Source organism: Pseudomonas fakonensis (assembly GCF_019139895.1).
GTDB classification, from domain to species: domain Bacteria; phylum Pseudomonadota; class Gammaproteobacteria; order Pseudomonadales; family Pseudomonadaceae; genus Aquipseudomonas; species Aquipseudomonas fakonensis.
In genome coordinates, this window is record NZ_CP077076.1 from 2,539,866 (window position 1) to 2,558,910 (window position 19,045).

Below are 19,045 nucleotides of genomic sequence, written 5' to 3' on the forward strand. Positions count from 1 at the left end.
CTTAGCCGGCTTGACCGGCCACCGACAGAGACAGATCGCGCAGGATTGCGCCATACAGCTGCACTGGGCAGGCGCCGGCAGGCCGGCCCCTGCGGTCGACTATGAGTCCTGGTCCGCTGGAACGAAGGCATGCGCCGCCGCCTGCAGGCGTTCCTGCAAGCGCGCCACGTAGGCCTGGGCCTCGGCGATGCTGGTGAACGAAACCGCATGGCCATCGATGATGACCTTGCAACCGGCGCCTTGCTCGTCCTGCTGGATATCGACCTGCATCGTGCCTGTTCCCTGGTGTTGTTATTGGGGCGCGCAGGTTAACCTGCCAGGCACGTTTGGAAAATGCACAAAACCGCTCTATTTCGGTACTTTCATGCGCATAGGCGATGTTTCATGAGGGCCTGCGGGTTCGTCAATCGTCGCCGGCAATGGCAAGATGGCGCCCGTTTTGCCCCGTAGACGGACGCTCAGCCAAGGATTGCACATGCCAGGGAACCGCGGTTTCACCGCCAACGACATCGCCAACGCCATGCAGGCCAAGGCACAGGACGCTTTCGGCGAAAACTTCAGCTCACCCTTTAGCGTCGATGCGATCGAGCAGCATCGCGCCGAGGTCAGCTTTACCGTCAGCGTCGACTATTCGTTCGACTACCAGAGCCGCGCCGTCAGCAAGGCCACCGGGCCCCTATACGACAGGGCGCATATCCGCGCCGTGCTCGACCAGCGCCAGGCGCAGTTGCTGCAAGCCCCGGGTTACCTGCGCGAGCACACCCAGAACTACCTGCGCGAGCATGTGGGTGGCTACCGTGAACCTGGCCGGTTCCGGGTGCTCAGCGACCGCCAGGTGTACTGCAGCGTGGAAGACTGCCAGGGCTGCCAGGCCCAGGGCCGCGTCAAGTGCAACCGTTGCCATGGCAGCGGGCACAACACCTGCCATATGTGCCACACCAGCGGGCGGGTGACCTGTGACGGTTGCGGCGGCGTGCGCAGGCACCCCTACGGTTGCTCGCGGTGTGGCAATGCGGGCAAGGTGATCTGCCACACCTGCCATGGCGGCGGCAGGCTGGTGTGCCACGCGTGCCGTAACGGCCAGGTCACCTGCCAGTCATGCAACGGCGCCTGCCAGTTGATCTACGAATACCGCCTGCAAGCCTGGGCCGGCACCGCCGTGCATTACACCTGGGGGGCGGCCAGCGCAGGCTGGATGTTGCCGGCGATGAACGAGGCCATGCACACCCCGGAGCGCCACAGCGTGTTCAGCGTGGACCACATCGAGCTGCACAGCGACGACCCGGACGTATTCGTCGCCAGCGGCCACGTGGCCGCCGCCCAGGCCGCGGTGAGCTACCAGCAGGCCAGCGGCACCTGCCGCTTCATCGGCCCGCAGCTGCAGGCGGTATTTCTCGATGGCGTGCTCAGCGGCGGCTTCAAGAAGGCGCTCGAAGGGGTCAAGGACCACCAGAACATCCATCAGGTCAACCAAGCCTCCAGCAGCAAGATCGCCCGCCAGTTGATCAGCGAGATGAACCAGCAGTCGGACGTTGCGCATACCACGCCGGTGCGCAAGGGCATCATCAGCGCGGCCGATGCCCAGGCCTTCTTGCAGTCACGCCAGCGCACGCTGCAGTACATCCTCGCCACGCGCCACCAGTTCCGCTGGGGGGCGGTGTTCGCTTTCGCCTGCTCTCTGACCGGTTTGCTCACGGTGCTGTACGGCCTGATGAGCCTGTTCAGCGCGCAGATCCCCAATGCCATGGATGGCAACAAAGGCTACCTCGGCCTGTTCGCCCTGGTGCACAACCCAGGCTCGGTGCTGGCGGCCTTCACCCAGCCGCTGGCCAATCTGCTGGACAGCACTTTTGCCAAGGGCAATTACTGGCAGTTGCTGTGCTGGCTGCTGAGCGCGCTGCTGTTCAACCGCTGCTTGCTGCCAAGGGTTGCGCCCAGGTTGTGGGGGTGGGCCGAGGGCAACCTGCTGCGCGGTGTGCTGCTGAGCGTGCCGGGCATCGTGCTGCTGGGCCTGTTCATGGCCATGCACCCGTCGGGGCATGTGCTGATGCAGCTCAGCGAGTTCTTCCCTAATTCGCAGATCAGCGGCGGCCTGGGGCGCATGTGGCAGTGGGGGCTGACCTACGTGCCGCAGATCTTCGTGCTGGCCCTGGTGATTGCGCTGGTGCGCTACAAGGCTGCCGGGGTGCACTGGGGGCAGCGCATGTTGCGCTTGTTGCTGCAGACGCGGGATGTGTCGGGGTATCAGTCGCGGCTGCGCTGAGGTTGGCGCGCCAATGCTCAGGCAGCCAAGAAGTTTCTTGGCATCGTTCAAGAAGCATCCCGGGGTAATTCGAGGGCAGGGTTGGCAGAATGTGTGGCCTGGCAGGCTGGCCGCACCCGCTGGCCGGGTGCCTGGGCCATACTGACAGGCGCCCCTGGCACTCCTGCCTTCGGTAGCCCTTTCCCCCCCCGGTGACTGCATGAGCAAGAAAGTCCTGATCGTCGACGACCACCCGCTGATTTGCCAGGCCATTGCCCAGGCCCTGGCGCCCATTGGCTTCGAAACCGTGGGCGAGACCGCCGATGGAGTGGATGCGTTGCGCATGATCACCGCGCTGGCGCCGGATGTGGTGATTCTCGACATCGGCCTGGAAAAGCTCGACGGCCTGAGCGTGTTGCGGCGCATCACCCGCGAAAAACTGGCGACCCGGGTACTGATCTACACCGCCCAGGCCAAGGAGAACTACGCCGCCCGCTGCCTGCAGGCCGGGGCCAGCGGTTTCGTCAGCAAGAGCGAGCCGATCGGCAAGCTGATCAAGGCGCTGGAAACGGTGGCCGACGGCTACGTGTTCTTCCCCCGCGACGCCATGCCGTTGTTGGGCAAGCCTGAGTTCAACGGCGACCTGCAAGACCTCACCGACCGTGAATTGCAGGTTTTCAAGCTGCTGGCCGAAGGCTTCTCCAATGGCGATATCGCCACCCGGTTGAGCCTGAGCGCCAAGACCGTCAGCGGCCACAAAATCAATATCCAGACCAAGCTCGGGGTGGCTTCGGTGATTGAACTGGCCGATATCGCACGCCGGCACAACCTGGTCTGAGTGCAGCCTGTGAACCCTCTACTTCGCCTGTTGGCCTGCCTGCTGCTGTTACTGTGCTGGCGCGTCGGCCTTGCCCAGGAACATGAACTGCAGCCCTTGGCTCGCCAACCCCTCGAGCAACTCAAGGTACAGCTCAGTGCGCCCGAGCGGCTGTGGCTGGCGCAGCGCCAGGCGCTGGTGGTGGGGGTGTTGCAGGAACCCTTGCCGCCGCTGCGCATCTTTGCCGAGGGCCAGCAACTGGAAGGGCTGCTGGCCGACTATGTGGTGGCGCTGCAGCGTGAGCTGGGTGTGCCGGTGCGGGTGCGTGCGTTCGACTCACGCAAGGCAATGTATCGCGCCTTGCGCGAAGGCCGTATCGACATGGTCAGCAACATCAACCCGCTGATGGCCGACAGCCACGGCCTGGCATTGAGCCCGCCCTATGCCCGCACCGAACTGGGGTTGTTCGCCGAGGGTGGCAACCTGCATGAGTACAGCGTCGACGATGGCCAGACCCGCATCGCCGTGGCCAATGGCATGATGCTCGAGCTGTTCCAGAGCGCCGGCGGGCGCGGGCGCTTCCAGCATTACCCGTCGGCGTTGCTGGCCATGGCCTCGGTGCTCACCGGCGAGAACGATGTGTTCCTGGGTGATGCGCTGTCCACCCAGTACCTGTCGAGCCAGTTGTTCAGCAACCAGCTGGTGGTCAACCAGAGCGCCAGCTTGCCGCAGGTACTGGTGGGTTTTGGCCTGGAGCCGGGTAATACCGTGCTACTGGGCATCCTCAAGCGGGCACTCGGTGGGCTGCAACCTTGCCAAGTCATCGCCGCGCAGCAGGTGTGGAGCGGCGCCGAGGGCTGCAAGGCCGATGACCTGCGCTCGCGCCTGAGCCCGGCGCAGCTGGCCTGGCTGGACAGCGCCGGGCCGGTGCGCCTGGTGGTCAGCGAAGACCTGGCGCCCTTTGCCTTCTTCAACAACCGCGGGCGTTTCAACGGCATTGCCTCGGATGTGCTGGACATCATCCGGCGCCAGACCGGCCTGCACTTCGAAATCCACCGGGTCAGCTCGCTGAGCGAGGCCGATGGCCTGCTGCGCCAGGGCGCGGCGACCTTGAGCATTTTGCCCGAAGCCTCGCCGTCGGCACCTGCGCCTTACCTGTACAGCCGGGCGCTGGCCACTGCACCCTACCTGTTCGTGCAGCGCCAGGAGGGCACGCTGCAACGCCTGGATGCGCAAACCCGCGGCACAGTGACGGTGGCCAAGGGGTACCTCGACCTACAGCAACTGCAGGCCCGCTACCCGCAGCTGGACTTCTGGCAGACCGAGACCATGGGCGAGGCGTTCAAGCTGGTGCGCGACGCCAGCGCCGACATAGTGCTGGCACCGGCCAACGTGGCGCGCTACTACCTGTCGTACAAGTACGAGAGCAGCCTGAAGATCGGCGGCGTGTTCGACGGCCCCGGCGTGCGCATCGTGTTCAGCGCGCCCCGGGGGCAGGCGCAACTGGTCGGCATCCTCGACCAGGCGCTGCTGGATATCACCCCCGGCCAGTCGCTGCAGATCATCGGTCGTTGGCGGGCCAACTCGGCCACCGACGACAAGTACTGGGAGGGTGTGGCGTCGTTCATCTGGCGCTCCTTCGAACTGCTCGGGGTGTTGCTGCTGGTGGCCGGGCTGCTGATTGTCACCCAGCGCCGGCGCATCCGGCGCAAACGCCACGACTTGCAGCAGCGCCAGTTGCTGCTGGACGAGCTGCAACTGGCCAAGGCCTCGGCCGACCGCGCCAGCCGCGCCAAAACCGTGTTTCTGGCGACCATGAGCCACGAAATTCGCACGCCGCTCAACGCCATCATCGGCATGCTCGAGCTGGTGCTGACCCGGCGCGGTGAGGCTGAGCTCAACCAGCAGTCGATCCATATCGCCTATGAGTCAGCCATCAGCCTGCTGGCGTTGATCGGCGACATTCTCGATATCTCGCGCATCGAGTCGGGCAAGCTGAGCCTGGCTCCGGAACCTGCGCAGGTAGAAGAGCTACTGCGCTCGGTGGGCAACGTATTCGGCGGCCTGGCCCGGCAGAAGCAGTTGCGCCTGGACCTGGACATCGATGCACTGGCGGGTGAGCAGGTGTGGGTGGATGCGGTAAAACTCAAGCAAATCGTGTCCAACCTGCTGAGCAACGCCATCAAGTTCACCGAACAGGGCGGTGTCGAGTTGCGCTGCGCGGTGCAGGCTTCGGGCGATACAGCATTGCGTTTTTGCATCAGCGTGGTCGATACCGGCGCAGGCATACCCGCCGCGCAGCTGGAGCAGGTATTCAAGCCGTTTTATGTCACCGACGGGGCGGTCGGTGACCCCAATGCCGGCGCCGGGCTGGGCCTGGCCATCAGCCAGGCGCTGTGCCTGCTGATGGGCGGCACGCTCAAGGTGCGTAGCGAGCCGGGCAGTGGCACCTGCATGAGCGTTGAGCTGGTGCTGGAGCGGGTACTGGGCGACACCGCCGTGGTGGCGCAGGGCGCGCCTGCCAAGGCCGGCAGCGATGCCGTGCTGAGCGTGCTGGTGGTCGAGGACCACTTGCCCAGCCAGTACCTGCTGGTGCAGCAGGTGGGTTACCTGGGGCACCGTGTGCTGACCGCCAGCAACGGCCTGGAGGGGCTGGCGGCGTGGAGCGAGCACGAGGTCGACATGGTCATCACCGACTGCAACATGCTGGAGATGGACGGCCTGGAAATGGCCCGAGCCCTGCGCCGCCTGGAGCGCCAGCAGGGTGTCAGGCCCTGCCTGATAGTCGGCCTTACCGCCGATGCCCAGCGCGAGGCGTTGCAGCAGTGCCTGGACGCCGGCATGGACCACGCGCTGGCCAAACCCACCAACCTTGCAGCCCTCAACCGCCTGATCCCCAAGCTCGGTGCTGCACAGCCCCATGCAGCCGAAAGCCCGTCCTGGGCCACCGATATCCGCGCTGCCATGGCCCGCCAGGTGGTGGCCAGCAACCAGAGCGAAAGCGCGGCCCTGCGCCAGGCACTGGCGGCCGGTGACGTGCAGGGCGTGCGGCGCATCGCCCACAAGCTCAAGGGTACGGCGTACCTGCTCAATCACCCGGTGTTGCTGGAGCAGTGCGTGGCGCTGGAGGATGCCTGCTCCAGCGGGCCTGCAGATGCGCAGCAGCAGGCGGGCCAGGTGCTTTTGCAGAGCCTGCAACGGATCAGCCAGACCCTGCAGCCGGAATGAACCAAGATGTTTCCGGGTTGAATTCCAGAACTTTCCCGGCTGCACGGCAGATGCTTCGCTGAAGCGGCGAAGGGGCGCTGGCGTAGGCTTTTCGGACGATTCGAAGCAGGGTTTTCCGACATGTCCATCGCCCATTCCACTCCCATGCCCAACGGCGCCCAGGTGCGCTATATCGCCCGTGCCGTGCCGACGGCGCCAGGTATCGACGCCGACGAGCTGCGCGCAGGGCTGCGCCGCGGTGAGTTCCAGGCCTACGTGCAACCCAAGTTCGACCTGCGCAGCCAGGCGCTGCAAGGGGTGGAAGTGCTCGCCCGCTGGCAGCACCCGGTACGCGGCTTGCTGTCCCCGGCGGCTTTCATGGCGTTGATGGCCCGCGAGCAACTGCTCGACGAGCTGCTGTGCAGCCTGCTGGAGCAGGGCCTGGCTTGCCAGCTGGCGCTGCAGCGCCAGGGGCGCACGGTCGGTTTTGCCTTCAACCTCAGCCTGCAGCAGCTGGCCACCGAGGCTTTGCTGCGGCGCCTGGTGGCGCGTTTGCAGGGCCACCCCTTGGCGCTGTCACTGGTCACCCTGGAAGTCACCGAGGATGGCTGGGGGGCTGTTACGCCGCAGGTGCTGCAGCGCCTGGCTGCCTTGCGGCGCTTGGGCGTTCGTTTGTCGATGGACGATTTTGGCACCGGGCATTCGTCGCTGTGGCGCCTGGAGCAGCTGCCGTTCGACGAGATCAAGCTGGCCGGGGAGTTCACCCGCCGGCTGGAAGGCTCGCGCTGTGCGCGGGCGATTGTGCGCCACGGGGTGGGGCTGGCCGGGGAGTTGGGCATGCAGTTGGTGGTGGAGGGCATCGAGACCCAGGCCCAGCGTGGGATGTTGCTGGAACTGGGGGCTGGGGTCGGGCAGGGGTATCTGTGGGCCAGGCCCATGACGACCGGGCAGTTGGCGGTGTTTTTGGCGGGGAGGGCGTAAAGGCGGCAGGTGCGCCACGCCCCTGTAGGAGCGACACAAGGCCGCTCCTACAGAGACCGAGTGAAATCAATGGGGTGTGGTTTTCTATGAGATTCCACTCAGCCGCGGATAGACGCTGCAAGGCTAGCGGCAAACACCTCCCGCCCCCTCAGTCATACTCGATAATGTAATTCAAGGTCGCATTGGCCGCCCCGGCCTCGACCTTCACCGTCCCCTTCCTTGCATAGGTTGCACTGACCGGCAGGCGATACAGCTCGCCCTTGGGCTGGGTGTTGACCCAGCTCATGGCCAGGGCGGTGCCCCGGGTGAAGGGCAGCAAGGTGCCGCTGCCATTGCGCAGGGTAATTTCCACGCCCTTCGCCCCCCCTGCGTCCAGGTTCAGGCGCCCGGGGCCGGCGGAGTTGCCCTCGAAATACACCCGCACCGGGATTTTGGTACCCGCCGGCATGCCTTCGCACAGCACATCCAGGTTGAAGCTTTTCTGCTTCTTGCCGATCTCGCTGAACGACACCCGGCCCATGGGGATGTTGAGCTTCTCGACGCCGGCACAACCGGTGAAGTAGCTGCGGGTGGTCAGCTCGGTACTGCCGCCCACCTGTAACTGCGCCGCGTTCCAGCCGTTGATGTCCTGCTCGATACGGTAACTCAGGTTGGCCGTGCCCTTGCCGACGAACTGCGCAGTGCGAATGAACTGCAGCTCTACGGACTTGATCACGTTGATGTAGGTGCTGGGGCTGTTCTTGTAGTCCTGGTTCAGCGGCAGGGTGCCGGAGGTGTTGCCGGCCACGCTCATGAACCTGACGCCCACCCCCGGGATGCCGGTTTTGTAGACATCGGTGAAGCCATCGGCCAGTTCGCGGTCGGCCACGTAGTGCCGGCCGCTGTAGTTGGCAACGGCCGGGTACGGGCACTTGATCTGCCAGATCTCGGTGTGGATGGTGGCCTTGGGTGCGGTCGCCATCACCGCGCCCACCGCAGCGCTCTTGAGCTCTATCTGTGCGGGTGCGGTCATGCTGAAGTAGCGTTTGATGCTACCGCTGCCACCGGTGTACCAATTGCAGCCCGGGTTTGCCGCTTGGGCGTTGTTGCTGGCCAGCAGGGCGCCGGCTACCGCGAGGGCGAGTAGGTTCAGTTTCATCTTATGACTCCGTTGCCGGTTGGGCGCTGCAGGTGGCATTGACCTGGTCGTACACCAGGGATGCATCGCGCTCAGGCAGGGTGTAGGGGATGCGGCAGGTGCCGCCGGCCCAGCGCAGGTGCAGCTGGCCCTTGTCGGCGATGCCGAACACCAGTGCACGGGACTGGTTGTCGACCACTGCCAGCAGCTTCTTGCCTTCGAGCAACTGGGCACCAAAGGGCACCTTGGCGCCACTGGCCTGGGCCAGGCTGAACTGCACCCGGCGCCCGGCTGCGGCCTGGAAGCTGGCCTTGACCACCGCGCCGCGGCGCGGCACCACGCGGGCCGAGGTTTCGCTGACATCGACGTCGGTACCCAAGGTCTGGGTGTCGAGGTTCAGGTCGTTGAAGCGGTAGGGCTGCACATAGCCCTCAAGCGTGTAACCGGCGCGGTCGGTGCGCCCGCTGGCGCCCTCCAGGCCCACGCCCTTGACGCCCGGAACCTCGACCAGGGCGAAGGTTTCGCCCACTGGCTGGCCAAAAGTCACGCCGCCTGCGTGGGCGACGATGGCGCCGGTGGCGGTCATGTCCAGGTGGCGCGAGGCGCCGCTTTTGGCATAGTTGCCGGCAAGCTTGGCCGAGGGTGAATCCCAGCCCATGCCGACGCTGCCTGAGCGCTCGCGCCCGGCTTGCCCGGCCTGGGCCGAATACGAAAGCGTGCCGGCGTCGTCCAGGTAGCCGGACACCCCGCTCTGCAGGCTGTCGTCGCCCTTGCCGGCGTGGGTGTAGCTGCTGTACAGGCGCTGCGAGCGGGCACTGGCGCCGAACGGGATGCTTACCGAAAACGCCAGCTGGTTGTCCGAGTCGCGCGAGCGGCCAGCACTTTGCGTGTGCGAGGCCGAAACGTTGAAGCTCACTTCACCAATATTGCCGCTGTAGCCCAGCTGGATGCGCCGGGTATTGCCGGTGCGGTCCCAGTAGTTGGTTTCGCCGGCACTCAGAAACACCGAACCGTGATTGCCCACGGTCTGGTTGATGCTCAGGTCGAGGCGGTTTTTCGGCCGGCCGCTGACAAACCCTGGGTGGCCTGTGCTGGCCATTTCCTGGATATGCTCGCTGAGGGTGCGGTAGCCGGCGGTGGAGTAGCGGTAGCCGACCATGGTGAAGGTGGTGTTGGTGCTGTTGAGCGTCTTGGAGTACAAGAACCGCGCGCTCTGGCCGGTGGCGCCGGTGCCGTGCTCCGGGCGCGAGCGGCTGTTGGTGACGTCCAGCGACATGCCGCCCGCCGGGGTGTTCAGGCCCAGGCCCAGGTTGACGGCGTTGTAGTCGTCGGCGCCGAGCAGCCCGCCGTAGGTGGTCAGGTTGTCGCTGGCGCCATACACGGCGGTGGCCTGCAACAGCTTGGGCGCCGGCTGGTCCTGGTTGTCGTACTGGCCCAGCGACAGGCTGTACTGGAAGGTGCCGCGGCGCACCATCACTGGCAGGTAGGAGTAGGCCTGGCTGAAGCTGCGCTTGCGCCCGTCGGCCTCGATGATGGTCACCTCCAGGTCGCCGTTGGAGCCACCGGGGTAGATGTCGTGGATCTCGAAGGCACCCGGCGACACCGTGGTGGAATAGATCACGTAGCCGTTCTGGCGCACTTCCACGGTGGCATGGGTTTCGGCGATGCCGCGCACTACCGGCGCGTAGCCGGACTCGTTGTCCGGCAGCATGCCGATGTCCGAACCCAGCTGCAGGCCGCGAAAACGGCTGCTGTCGAAGATGTCGCCGTTGCTGTACAGCTGGCCGATGGCCAGGCGGCCCTTGAGCGCGGTGACATCGTGCTCCAGATAAGTGCGGTTGCTGGAAAAATGCCGCTCGCTGCCGGTGCCCTGGCTCAGCGAGGCGTCGTTGCGCAGGCGCCACTGGCCGAAGTTGAGGCCGCTGCGCAGGCCCAGGTAGCCGTAGTCGCTGCTGAAACCGCCGCCGGTGTTGCGGTTGTAGTTCAGCTGGTAGTTGCTGAACAGCGCGGTCACGCCGTCGTCCCACAGCGAGGGGTCGACGTAGCCGCGCGAGCGGCGCTTGATGTAGGCCTGGGGCACGCTCAGGTGCAGCGCCAGGCTGGCGGCGTCCATCTCCACCGAAGCGCCTTCGATGCGCAGCAGCACCACCGGGTCGCTGTCCTGGCTGCCTGCATCGACGATGCCCTCGTGCATGAGGCGCTCGACGTCCACGCCCAGTTCGCGCAGCAGGCCGAGGCTGAGCACGGGCTGGGCGTTGGCGGCATCGCCTTCGTCATCCACGGCAAAGCGGATGTCCTGGCGGCGCTCCAGGCGCTGGTTCAGGTACAGGTCGACGCTGTAGGTGCCCGGCACCACGCCGTTGGCCTGCTCGAAGTAGCGCAGGTCGACTTCGGCGCCCTTGTTCTGCAGGAACATCGGGTTGAACTGCGCGGCATGCAGCGTGCCTGCGCCGAGCAGGCTGGCGGCGAACAGGGGGATGCTGGCGTTCGCGCGCTTGCGGGAGCGCAACGTTACAGGCCTGTTGGATTGCTTGGCGGTCATGAACAGCACTTTCCTGTGCGCGCAGGCACGCCAGCCGGGCGCCGGCGTGCAAGGGGGTTGAAAAGGGGAAGGGGAGAACGCGGGTCAGAACTGCAGCGCAGTGCTGTGCGGCTCCAGGGCGCCGTAGTCGTTGATCGACTCCCAGTGCACTTGCGCCGCGCCATTGAAACCGGCGGGCAGGCCCTTGATGCGCATCTGGCGGTTGCCGTGCGGGCCGACCATGGCCGACTCGACGGTGTATTGCTGCTGGTTGGCGGTTACCCGCACCTGGGCCAGCGACACATGGAAGGCCGCATCGTTGCTGGCTACCAGCATTGGCGTGGCACCGTCCCAGCGCAGTTGCCAGCGCAGCTCACGGGCGGCCTCGCTGGCGCTACCGGGCAGGCCGGCGGGGCGGTAGAACAGCTTCAGGCGCTGGCGAAAGGCAACCTGCAGGCTGTTGTCGCTGGCAGACACCTGGGGGATTTCCTGGATGCTCAGCCACACCACCGACTCACGGTCAGTGGCCAGGCCCTTGCCCTGGTAGAAAATGCGCAGCGTCTGCTGCTTGCGGTGGCTCAGGCGGGCCAGCGAGGGGGTGACGGCAAAGGGCACATCGGCCTGGTTGTGGCCGGGTTCGGCCTCGACCCAGGACTGGATCATGATGTCCTCGGCGCCCTGGTTGCTGACCTGGATGGCCGCCTCGCGGTCGCTGGCCGGGAAGATGATGCGGGTGCCACTGACCTGGATGCCGGCCAGGCAGGCCCCGGACGGCACCGACAGTGCCAGCAGCGCGCACAGGCGCAACAGCAATCCTGGTTTCATGGAAGGCTCGAAAGATCTGATGGGCGAATGGAAAGCGCGAGGGTGCGGCACACCCCCGCGGTACTGGCTTACTCGTAGGTCAGGGTGAACGGCAGGGTGCCTTCGGCGGTACCCGGGACGATCTCTTCACCGTTTGCCACGTACGAGGCGCGCATGTTCAGGGCGGCGGAGTACTTGGCCTCGGCGCCTTCGCCGGAAACGGTCAGCGGTGCACTGTAGGCTTCGTTGGCCGAGAGGTTGATCAGCTTGCTGTTCTGGTCGTACATGCCGATGCCCACGCCTTTGGCGCTGCCGGTGGTCTTCAGCAGGTTGTTGTTGCGCGGGTCTACCCCCGAGCCGGACATCGGGTCGAAGCCGAACTTGACGGTGGTCAGGTTGGTGGCGGTGTTGCCGCAGTCCAGGTTCAGGTTGATCGAGGTACCGGCGGCCAGCCCGCCCTCGGCCGAGCCGCCCAAGGCGTCCACGCTGACCTTGCCCAGGTTGACGTCGACGATCTGCTGGCCCTGGCTGCCGCCGACCGAGGAACCTGCGCCGGCGGAGGCTACGCAGGAGGCGGCGGTAATTTCACCGGTGAATTTGATGGTGCCGTCCGCGGCCATGGCGGTGTTGGCCAGCAGGCAGGCGGCCGAGGTCAGCATCAGGTACTGGATTGCTTTCATGGGAGGTGTCATTCCTTGCGTGGTTTTTCGGGCAGATAGCGCCGTGATTCAGCGCGAGGAAATTCTAGGAAAGGGGGGTGGTGCAGATGAACGAGAAGATTCTTGGAAGGCGCCAAGAGGCTTCTGCAATTGGCTGTTTGGGGGCATGGGTCGCATAAGCTGCGGGCCTGCGCTGCACCTGTAGGAGCCGGCTTGCCGGCGATCACCGGCACCGCCGGTGCCAGGCGACATTGTTGCGCTGCATGTGGCGGCCCTATCGCCGGCAAGCCGGCTCCTACAGGGGCATGCCCCTTTATTTCGCGACTACGTATTGCAAGGCATCGCGCAACTGGATAACCCCTTCGACCGCCAGCGCCTGGGCCGAATAGCACAGCCCGATGCGCCGGCGCAGGTCCAGCTGCGGCAGCGGCTCGGCATGCACGCCGGGGTGCTCGGCGGCCAGCGACTCGGGAACGATGGCGGCCCCCAGCCCGGCGGCGACCATCTCCAGGGCCAGGCTGAAGGTGTCGGCCTCGGCCACTGGTGCACTGGCGGCCACCCCGTAGAACGTCAGCAACCGTTGGTGGCTGGGGTGGGCGGGGCAGGTGACCCAGCGGGTCGCTTCGCCGCCCTGCTCGGCAAGCGGGCGGGCCAGCACGAAGGGGTCGCTGTGCAAGGGCAGGAACAACTCGTCCTCGCAACGCAGGTCCTCGCTGGCCACCCGTGCGGCGCCCATACAGCCGGTCACCAGTTGCAGGCGCACCGCCGGGGTGATTGCGGCAGCGGCGAGCACGACCTTTTTCACGGTTGCCGAGCTGATGTCCTGCTCTACGCCAAGCTGCAATGCCACGCGCTCACGGTCGCCGCGAAAACGGCTCAGCAAGCGGCTGGCTTCGGCGACCATGCGCTGGGCTTCGGGGTACAGCGCCCGGGCATCGTCGGTCACCTCCACGCCGCGGGGCTGGCGCACGAACAGCGTGGTGCCCAGCGCCTGTTCAAGCGCCTTGATGCTGCCCGAAAGCGCCGGCTGGCTGAGGTGTATCGCGCGCGCGGCGGCGGTGATGTTGCGCTCTTCGAACACGGCGATGAACGCGCGAAGCTGACGGTAATCCACGGGACACCCATAAGTAAAGCTGATGGCTGCGACAAGAATATCCCATTTTTCGCGGCTTTCAGGCCTTTCTATACTGGCCCTGCGTTTTACCCATAACCACCTTGAATAACAGGATGCTTGCGATGACCACTACCCACAAACCCCTGGTCGTGATTACCGGTGCCAGCTCGGGCATTGGCCTGGCCACCGCCAAGTTGCTGTCCGGCCAAGGCCACGCCTTGCTGCTGCTGGCCCGCCGGCTGGAGCCCATGTTGCAACTGGCGCTGCCGCACACCCTGGCCCTGTCGGTGGATGTCACCGACCGCGCAGCAGTGCTGGCCGCCGTGGCCCAGGCTGAAGAGCGCTTTGGCCCGGTGGATGCGATCATCAACAACGCAGGCGTGATGCTGCTGGGCAGCATCGCCACCCAGGACCCGGCGGAGTGGGACTGCATGCTCGACATCAACGTGCGCGGGCTGCTCAACGGCATCCATGCCGTGGCCGCCGGCATGGTCGAACGCCAGCACGGCACCATCATCAACGTCAGCTCCGTGGCCGGGCGCAAGACCTTCCCCAACCATGTCGCTTATGTTGGCACCAAGTTCGCCGTCAGCGGCCTGTCGGAGAACCTGCGCGAAGAGCTCTCGCCGAGCAATGTGCGGGTAATCACCATCGAGCCGGGTGCGGTGGACACCGAACTGCTCAGCCATACCACCGACCAGGGCATCAAGGACGGCTATGACGAGTGGAAGCAGCAGATGGGCGGGGTGCTGAGCTCGCAGACCATCGCCGAGGCCATTGCTTACGCTTATGGCCAGCCGCAGTCGGTGTGTGTGCGGGAGATCGTGATCTGTGCCACCCGCCAGCAGCCCTGAAATTGGCTGCCCCCCTGTAGGAGCCGGCAAGCCGGCTCCTACAGATTTGAGCTCTGCAGGCCGGTGCCGGGTGCTTTACCATGGCGGGGTTATCGACACTGCCTTCCGGAGCCTTTGCAATGAGCCACACCGCCTTCCGGCAACCTGTCATCCAGGACGCCGAGCGCTGCTACGAAATCGAGATCGGTGCCTATGAAGGCGACGAGGCCGCCACGCTTGAAAAGATCCGCACCCGTATCAGCCAGTACCCGCAGGGTTTCTTGCTGCTGGAAGACCAGGCTGGCATCGTCGGGTTCATCAACAGTGGCTGCGCCCATGAGGTGGTGATGTCCGACGAGGCGTTCAAGGAGCTGGTCGGCCATGACCCGGCAGCCCCCAACGTGGTGATCATGTCGGTGGTGGTGGACCCGGCGCAGCAGGGCAAGGGCCACGCCCGGCGGCTGATGGACGAGTTCATCGCGCGCATGCAGGCCCGGGGCAAGCGCACCATCCACCTGATGTGCAAGGAGCAGCATGTGGAGCTGTACCGCAAGATGGGCTACCAGTACGTGCGGCCATCGCCCTCGGAGCACGGCGGCATGGCCTGGCATGAGATGGTCATGGCGCTTTGAGCCTGTGCTGACGCCATCGTGGCCCCCGCGATGGCGTTCTGCTTTTCACTCCCCGCAAGTACTTCTCCCTCCCGGCTTTCAAAGCCGAAACCCGCCGACAAACAGCCCTTCCATCACCCCCTCTGGCAGCTAGTATCAGCCATTCTGATACTGTCAATGCACATGCTGTTTTGCTGATTCTGCAGCCGTACACTCCCTCGCAACCGGCCACCCGAGCCGGCCCACAACTACAAAAATGCAAGTGGAGACACGAATGAGTAGTCCAGTTTCGTTCGAAGACCTCCCCCTGAGCCGCTTCCATATCCGGACGGTGTTCAGCGGTACAGGCGGTCAATTCAGTGACGGATTCGTGCTAGGGATTATCGGCATCGCGGTCAGCATGGCGGCGGGGCCGTTGCAATTGAATGCGCTATGGATGGGCTTGCTCGGCGCGGCGTCGCTGGCCGGGCTGTTTCTCGGCAGCCTGTTCGCAGGCCCCCTGGCCGACAAGTTCGGCCGGCGCAGCATCTTTGCCTGGGACATGCTGCTGTTTGCGGTGATCTCGGCGTCGCAGTTCTTCGTCACCTCACCTGAGCAACTGCTGGTTTTGCGCCTGCTGTTGGGCCTGGTGCTGGGTTTTGATTATGTGGTGAGCAAGTCGCTGGTCACAGAGTTCGCCCCACGGCGTTACCGCGGCCGCCTGCTCAGCGTGCTGGCGGCGGCCTGGGCGGCGGGTTACGTGGCGGCCTACCTGGTGGGCTTTGCCATCCGCGACATCGGCCCGGACGCCTGGCGCCTGATGCTGGCCCTGAGTGGCGTGCCGGCGTTGTTGATCCTGCCGCTGCGCCTGGGTGTGCCGGAGTCGCCGATCTGGCTGGCGGCCCGTGGCCGCACTGAAGAGGCGCTGGCCATCGTGCGTGACAAGTTCGGCCCCCATGTGACCTTGCCGGTGACGCCCGCCACCGTGCAAAAACGCGGCGGTTTCCGTGAGCTGATGAGCAAGCGCTGGCGGCGCAACACCTTGGTTGGCTGCGTGTTCTACACCTGCCAGGTGATCCCGTTCTTTGCCCTGGGCACCTTCTCGCCACGGGTACTCGAAGCGCTGAACGTGCAGGACAAGTTCGTTGGCGGCCTGGTGTACAACGTGCTGCTGATGCTGGGCGCGCTGCTGGGCCTGCTGATCATCGACCGTATCTCGCGCCGCAGTTTTCTGGTCGGCACTTTCTACCTGAGCGCCGTGGGCCTGGCCGCACTGGCCTGGGCTGGCTTCGGGCCGCTGGGCACCATCATCGCCTTCGGCTTCTTCGCCTGTGTGCTGGCCGCGGCGGTGAACCTTGAGTTCGTCTACCCCGGCGAGCTGTTCCCCACCCACCTGCGCGCCTCGGGCATCGGCATGGCGGTGGCGGCCAGCCGCTTCGGCTCGGCGTTTGCCACCTTCCTGCTGCCGATTGCCGTGCAGCACCTGGGCGTGCATACCGCCCTGGGCGTATGCGTCGGGGTGCTGGTGTTCGGCGGCGTGTTCTGCCACCTGTTCGCCCCGGAAACCAGCCAGGAGCAGCTTGGCGCCGTCAGCCCCGAGGCGCAGGCGCAGGCTGGCGCCGATGAGCGGCCGGCCAACGCCCACTGAACCTGAGCAAAAAGAGAGAGCACGCCCATGCCCAACCAGCGACTGATCGACATGCACGCGGTACAGGTGTTCATCGCCGTGGCCGAGGAGGGCAGCATGTCGGGTGCGGCCAACCGCATGGGCATCTCGCAGTCCGGGGTGTCGCAGCTGGTGCGCCAGCTGGAGGACGAACTGGGGGTGGTGCTGGTGGACCGCACCACCCGGCCGCTGACCCTGACCCCGTTCGGCCTGGCCCTGCGCAACCGTGGCGCGCTGCTCAGCGAGGAGTTGTTCAACCTCAAGGCCCAGGTGCTGGACGCCGGGCGCGGGGTCAAGCCCGACCTGCGCCTGGGCCTGGTGGACTCGTTCGCCGCCACCTGTGGTTCGGCGCTGACCCGGCAGTTGCTGGGGCAGGTGGCGCAGCTGTCGGTGCGCACCGGCCTGAGCCCGCAGCAGGGCGAGTCGCTGCTGCGCCGCGACCTGGACCTGATCGTCACCAGCGACCCGCTGGTGGATGCCAACGACATGATCCGCTACCGGCTGTTCACCGAGCGTTATTTCGTGATCACCCCCAAGGCCCTGGGCAAGACCTTGGCCAGCCTCGACGACATTCGCGCCCTGGCCAACGTGCTGCCGGTGGTGCGCTTCAACCGTACCTCGCAGGTGGGCCTGCAGATCGAGCGCCATTTGCGTGGCCTCAACGTGCGGGTGCCCAACCGCCTGGAACTGGACAACGCCGACGCCCTGACCGCGATGGTCGCCGAGGGCATCGGCTGGGCGGTGACCAGCCCGATGTGTTTTCTCCAGGCCTTGCCCTGGGTCGACAACGTCACCGCCCACCTGGCCCCTGAGCTGAGCCTGGAACGCTCGCTGTACCTGGTGGCCCGGCGCAACGAATACAGCGCCTTCTTTGCAGATGCCTGCGAGTCGGCGCGTGCCGTCATCCTCGATTCCTTCCTGCCGCGCCTGAAGGCGCTGGGCAAGGGGGTCGAGGCTCTAGTGAATTTCGATGAGGGAAATACCCGTGAGTACTTTTGACCGTGTCGACGTGCGCGTCGAGCAAGACTACGTGGGCGATGTGCAGATCCCGGCTGGCAAGCTGTACGGGGTCAACAGCGTGCGCGGCTTCGACAACCTGAGCATCTCGCCGCTGAGCGTGGCCCATTACCCGGCGTTTCGCGATGCCTTCGCCCAGTGCAAGTGGGCCGCAGCGCTGGCCAACCTGGACTGCGGGGTGCTGCAGGGCGCCCAGGCCGAGGCCATCGCCCTGGCCTGCCAGTCACTGATGGCAGGCGAATGCGACGACTCGTTGATCGTCGACCTGCTGGAAGGCTCCGGCGGCACCTCGACCAACATGAACTTCAACGAGGTGATCGCCAACCGCGCCCAGCAGTTGCTCGGCCATGCCGCTGGCAGCTACGCGGTGGTGCACCCCAACGACCATGTGAACATCTCGCAGTCGACCAACGACGTGTATCCGGCGGCGCTGAAAATCGCCACCCATGCCATGCTGGCCGGGCTGATCGAGCAGGTGCGCCTGCTGGCCGAGGTGTTCCAGGCCAAGGCTGTGCAGTTTGCCGATGTGCTGCACCTGGGCCGCACCTGCCTGCAGGATGCCCAGCCGATGCGCCTGGGGCAGCTGTTCTCGGGCTATGCCTCGCTGACCGTGCGCCTGGCCGACGAACTGGTGGCGGTGCGCGACAAGCTGCGCACCCTGCCGCTGGGCGGCACTGCCATCGGCACCGGCTTCGGCGCCCCGGCCGCTTACCGTGCGGCGGTGTATCAGCACCTGGGCCGTATCACCCAGGTGGACTACCTGGCCCCGGCAAACCCGTTCGATGCCATGCAGAACATGGACGTGTTCGCCCGGGTTTCTGGTGAGCTGCGCACCTGCTCGGCGTCGTTGGCCAAGATTGCCGCCGACCTGACCAAGCTGTCTTCAGGCCCGGTGGCGGGTTTGGGCGAGATCAAGCTGCCCGAGGCCCAGGCCGGTTCGTCGATCATGCCCGGCAAGGTCAACCCGGTGCTGCCGATGGCGATGATCCAGCTGAGCTTCGCGGTGATCGGCAACGATGTGGCGGTGGCCCAGGCGGTGCAGTACGGCGAGCTTGAGATCAACCACTTCGAGCCGGTGGTGGCCTCGCGGGTGTTCGACAGCATCACCTTGCTGACCCAGGGTATTCAGCGCTTCCGAGAAAAATGCGTGGCCGGCATCCAGGCAGATGAGGCGCGCAACCTGGCGCACCTGACCGACTCCATGGCCGTGGCCACCGCGCTGGTGCCGCGCCTGGGCTATGCCCAGGTGAGCAAGCTGGCACGCCAGTCGGTGAACGAAGGCCGCTCGCTGCTGGCGATCATGGCCGAGTCGGGGGTGATGACCGAGGCCGAGGCGATGGCCGCGATCGAGAAGGCGTCCTACCCGGTGTTCGAGGGGCAGTGAGGCAGCGTCGCCCTCGTGCATGGTTCCTGTAGGAGCGGCCTCGTGCCGCGAAAGGGCCGCAAAGCGGCCCCAACGATTTTTGCATTAACGCTG

Annotated in this window: 15 protein-coding genes; 9 read left to right on the forward strand and 6 right to left on the reverse strand. The window is 65.7% G+C overall.

Going from position 1 to position 19,045, the window contains the following annotated elements:
• Window positions 1-99: 99 nt before the first annotated feature.
• The gene (locus KSS94_RS11525) at window positions 100-270 is read right to left on the reverse strand and encodes a hypothetical protein (RefSeq protein ID WP_217843096.1); all 171 of its coding nucleotides are present in this window, start codon (window positions 268-270) and stop codon (window positions 100-102) included.
• A 205-nt stretch (window positions 271-475) separates the two neighbouring features.
• Here KSS94_RS11525 and KSS94_RS11530 point away from each other — a divergent pair, with 205 nt between their 5' ends.
• From KSS94_RS11530 to KSS94_RS11545, 4 genes are all read left to right on the forward strand, one after another.
• Window positions 476-2,263: a hypothetical protein gene (locus KSS94_RS11530; RefSeq protein ID WP_217843097.1), complete on the forward strand. Its 1,788-nt coding sequence runs from the start codon at window positions 476-478 to the stop codon at window positions 2,261-2,263.
• A gap of 199 nt (window positions 2,264-2,462) precedes the next feature.
• Window positions 2,463-3,080 (forward strand): response regulator, encoded by a 618-nt coding sequence (locus tag KSS94_RS11535; RefSeq protein ID WP_217843098.1) that lies wholly within the window; start codon window positions 2,463-2,465, stop codon window positions 3,078-3,080.
• Window positions 3,081-3,089: 9 nt separating this feature from the next.
• A complete protein-coding gene (locus tag KSS94_RS11540) occupies window positions 3,090-6,287 on the forward strand; it encodes an ATP-binding protein (protein WP_225935872.1) in 3,198 nt (1,065 codons plus the stop codon).
• Between the two features lie 120 nt (window positions 6,288-6,407).
• Window positions 6,408-7,247, forward strand: a complete 840-nt coding sequence (locus KSS94_RS11545) for an EAL domain-containing protein (RefSeq protein ID WP_217843100.1) — start codon at window positions 6,408-6,410, stop codon at window positions 7,245-7,247.
• 148 nt (window positions 7,248-7,395) lie between these two features.
• Here the strand turns inward: KSS94_RS11545 and KSS94_RS11550 are convergent, their stop codons facing one another.
• The 5 genes from KSS94_RS11550 to KSS94_RS11570 form a co-directional block, all read right to left on the reverse strand.
• On the reverse strand, window positions 7,396-8,385 hold the full coding sequence (locus tag KSS94_RS11550) for a fimbrial protein (RefSeq protein WP_217843101.1): 990 nt from the start codon (window positions 8,383-8,385) through the stop codon (window positions 7,396-7,398).
• A gap of 1 nt (window position 8,386) precedes the next feature.
• Complete coding sequence (locus tag KSS94_RS11555; RefSeq protein ID WP_225935894.1) at window positions 8,387-10,780, reverse strand: fimbria/pilus outer membrane usher protein; 2,394 nt, start codon at window positions 10,778-10,780, stop codon at window positions 8,387-8,389.
• Between the two features lie 210 nt (window positions 10,781-10,990).
• Window positions 10,991-11,710 carry a fimbrial biogenesis chaperone gene (locus KSS94_RS11560; protein WP_217843103.1) on the reverse strand — a complete coding sequence of 240 codons (720 nt, stop codon included), beginning with the start codon at window positions 11,708-11,710 and terminating at the stop codon, window positions 10,991-10,993.
• A gap of 68 nt (window positions 11,711-11,778) precedes the next feature.
• On the reverse strand, window positions 11,779-12,369 hold the full coding sequence (locus KSS94_RS11565) for a fimbrial protein (protein ID WP_369991499.1): 591 nt from the start codon (window positions 12,367-12,369) through the stop codon (window positions 11,779-11,781).
• Between the two features lie 292 nt (window positions 12,370-12,661).
• Window positions 12,662-13,462, reverse strand: a complete 801-nt coding sequence (locus tag KSS94_RS11570) for a LysR family transcriptional regulator (RefSeq protein WP_217843105.1) — start codon at window positions 13,460-13,462, stop codon at window positions 12,662-12,664.
• 122 nt (window positions 13,463-13,584) lie between these two features.
• Between KSS94_RS11570 and KSS94_RS11575 the strand changes: the two genes are divergently transcribed.
• The 5 genes from KSS94_RS11575 to KSS94_RS11595 all read left to right on the forward strand — a co-directional run bounded on the left by KSS94_RS11575 (window position 13,585) and on the right by KSS94_RS11595 (window position 18,952).
• Window positions 13,585-14,316, forward strand: a complete 732-nt coding sequence (locus KSS94_RS11575) for an SDR family oxidoreductase (RefSeq protein ID WP_217843106.1) — start codon at window positions 13,585-13,587, stop codon at window positions 14,314-14,316.
• A gap of 119 nt (window positions 14,317-14,435) precedes the next feature.
• On the forward strand, window positions 14,436-14,927 hold the full coding sequence (locus KSS94_RS11580; protein WP_217843107.1) for a GNAT family N-acetyltransferase: 492 nt from the start codon (window positions 14,436-14,438) through the stop codon (window positions 14,925-14,927).
• A gap of 253 nt (window positions 14,928-15,180) precedes the next feature.
• Entirely contained in the window at window positions 15,181-16,533 is a 1,353-nt protein-coding gene (locus tag KSS94_RS11585; protein ID WP_217843108.1) for an MFS transporter, read from the forward strand.
• A 27-nt stretch (window positions 16,534-16,560) separates the two neighbouring features.
• Window positions 16,561-17,550: a LysR family transcriptional regulator gene (locus KSS94_RS11590; RefSeq protein WP_217843109.1), complete on the forward strand. Its 990-nt coding sequence runs from the start codon at window positions 16,561-16,563 to the stop codon at window positions 17,548-17,550.
• Window positions 17,537-18,952 (forward strand): aspartate ammonia-lyase, encoded by a 1,416-nt coding sequence (locus tag KSS94_RS11595; protein WP_217843110.1) that lies wholly within the window; start codon window positions 17,537-17,539, stop codon window positions 18,950-18,952. The genes KSS94_RS11590 and KSS94_RS11595 overlap by 14 nt, the downstream gene beginning before the upstream one ends.
• The last annotated feature ends 93 nt before the right edge of the window (window positions 18,953-19,045 follow it).